This is a genomic window from Mycobacterium sp. (genome assembly GCF_032161845.1).
GTDB lineage: Bacteria > Actinomycetota > Actinomycetes > Mycobacteriales > Mycobacteriaceae > Mycobacterium.
In genome coordinates this window covers 1-2,670 of sequence record NZ_JAVRQA010000443.1, presented here as the reverse complement: position 1 = coordinate 2,670, position 2,670 = coordinate 1, and the positions used below count along the sequence as shown (strand labels likewise).

The 2,670-nt window shown below is 66.4% G+C and carries 3 protein-coding genes; all 3 read right to left on the bottom strand.

The window, feature by feature from the left end:
- Positions 1-846 (bottom strand): MCE family protein (locus QOD90_RS24245; protein WP_526353858.1); only part of this gene is annotated, 846 nt, incomplete at its 3' end.
- Positions 843-2,225: an MCE family protein gene (locus tag QOD90_RS24240; protein WP_526353856.1), complete on the bottom strand. Its 1,383-nt coding sequence runs from the start codon at positions 2,223-2,225 to the stop codon at positions 843-845. The genes QOD90_RS24240 and QOD90_RS24245, both read right to left, overlap by 4 nt.
- Positions 2,222-2,670: MCE family protein (locus QOD90_RS24235; protein WP_526353854.1), on the bottom strand; the 449-nt coding region annotated here is incomplete at its 5' end. The genes QOD90_RS24235 and QOD90_RS24240, both read right to left, overlap by 4 nt.

The window sequence follows — 2,670 nt, the reverse complement described above, 5'->3', positions numbered from 1 at the left end:
GTTGAGCGCCTTGGTGATCGACCCCAGATGGTCGAAGGTGACGCCGAGTCCCTCCTTGTTGTCGGCGATGAACCCACGCAGGTCGGTGACCGCGGCGTCGAGACCCTGAGTCGCGTTGGCCACCTCGTTGGGCGAGTTCGACAGCACGGTGCTCACGTCGGCCAGGTTCGTGTTGAACTGGGCGAGCAGGTCGCTGCTCGAGGACAACGCCGAAACCAGCAGCTGGAGGTTTCGCACCGTGCTGAAGATGTCGGTGCTGTGGTCGCCGAGCGCCGACATCGCCTGTGAGAGCTTGATGACGGTGTCGCGCGCGGTGTCCCCCTCGCCGCGAAGGTTGGCCGCGGCGGTGTTGATGAATTCTCCGACCGGGCTCGGCCCGCCCGGCGTCGTCGGCTGAAGGGATGCGGTCAGCTTCTCGAGCTGTTGGCGAAAGTCGTCCCATTCGACGGGGACGGCTGTCCGGGCCTGCGGAATGGACTCGCCCGAGGCGAGTTTCGGACCGCCGGAGTATGCCGGGACGAGTTGGATCGCCCGTGCGCTGACCAGTGACGGCGAAAGGATCGCGGCGCGGACGTCAGCGGGTACGGGGTACTGCGAGTCGACCGAGTACCTGACCTTGGTGCTGTCCGGCTGCGGGTCGATCTCGTCGACCGTGCCAACCGCGACACCGAGGATGCGTACCTCGTCGCCGGTGTAGAGACCGTTGGCGTTCGCGAAGTACGCGACGAAGCTGTCCTTGGTGACGCGATCCCACCACGGCGTGGACACCAGCGTGATCGCCACGACCAGCGTCGCGACGAGGGTGATCGCGGTCGCGATCCTCACCATCCGCACCGACATGGTCACTGCCCCCCGTCCGTCGCCACGGGGCCGACGAACGGCGGCGGCACCTCGTTGGGGGCGGGCACGTACACCGGTGTCGGCGTCGGTGACGGCGCGGAGACGATGGGCGGCCCCGGCGGTGGGCCACCCGGCGGCGGGGCGGCCAGAGGCTCTCGGTAGGGGTAGCAACCGGTCGGGCCGGGCAGCGGCAGGCCGGGCGGACCACACCCCTGGTCACCGGGGTTGCCGGTAATGGCATCGGGCAGTGTGAGATTCGGCTCTCCGCCCTGTCCCGTGCGGGGAAACGGCGAGGGCAGCGCAGGCGTGCCCGGCTGGCCGACCCCAGGGTCGACGAGCTGGGACGGCAGCAGCACGTTGGGGTCCAACCCGAGGTCGGAGAACGCCGCGTCGATGAACGGCTGGGAGAACTGACCCGGAATCAGGTTGACCAGTGAGGCCTTGAAGAAAGGCCCGGATCCAAGGACCTCGCCGAACGACATCGCGTACCGGCGGATCAAGCCGAGGCTCTTCTGGATCTCCTGCTTGTGGTTGTCGAGAATCTCGAGGACGCCGTTGAGCTTGTCGATCGCGGGCTTCAGTTGCGTCCGGTTGTCGGCGACGAGACCCGACAACTGCTTCGACACCCCCGTGAGGTTGTTCATCAACGCGTCGAGGGAGGCGCGCTGCGAAAGTAGTTCGGCGAGCAGGGTATTGGTGTTGACCACCAGCTTGGCGATCTGATCACTGCGCTTGGCCAGCACTCCGGTGACCTTGTTGGCGTTGGCGAGGAGGTTGCGCAGCTTGGCGTCGCGGGCGTCGAGCGTGTCGGAGAACCGGGCCACTCCCTCCAACGCGACCTTCAGATCGGGCGGGGTGTCGGCGAACGTTTGGGCAAGCGTCGTCAGCGCCTTGGACAGCTGCGTGGTGTCCAGGCCGCTGATGGTCGTGGTCAGGTCGCCGAGAGCGGTCGGAAGGTCATACGGAGACGTCGTCCGCTCGACGGGAATCGAGCCGGTTAGCTCGCCGTCGCCGCGCGGGGTCAGCTCGAGCATCTTGGTACCGAGGACGGTCTCTATCTTGATCGCGGCTTCGGTGCGGTCACCGAGTTCGACGCCGTCGCGAACGGTGAAGTCGACCAACACCTTCGTTCCTTCGAGGCGAATGTCGGAGACCCTGCCGACGCTGAGCCCCGACACCCGCACGTCGCTACCGGGCTTGATGCCACCGGCCTCGGCGAAGTACGCAGAGTAGTCGGAGGTGCCCTTGATGAACGGCAGCCGATCGTAGGAGAAGGCCGCTGCTACCAGCGCCACGAGGATGAGGGTGCCGACGATGCCGACGGTCACCCTGTTGCGTTCGGCCAGGGGTTTGACGTTGAGCCGCTTGATGTTTGGTCGTTTCACTTCGGTGTGCACCGTCCGGAATCCTGGCCGACGAGCTTGACGAAGACCGGCTGGCCGCCCTTGCCGTTGACCTTGAGGATGGCGTCACAGAGGTAGAAGCCGAAGTAGTCGCCGTAGAGCCCCTGCCTGGCCAGGATCTGGTAGGCGTCGGGCAGCGTCTTGACCAGGTTGTCGACGAAATCGCGATCGGCCATTACCTGCCCCGCCACCCGGTCGGTCTGTGCCACGATGTCCTTTATCGGTTGACGTGCGGCGGTGAGGAGGTCCGCGACGGACGCCGCTGCCGCGTTGACGTACCCGACCCCGTTGGCGATGTCGGTCCTGCGGTCGGCGAGGCCCTGCGCGAGGTCGGACAGCTTGTCAAGGCCCTGCGCGAACTCCTTGTCGCGGGCGCCGAACGTCCCAAGCACGGTGTTGAGGTTCGTGATCACCTCGCCGATCAGCT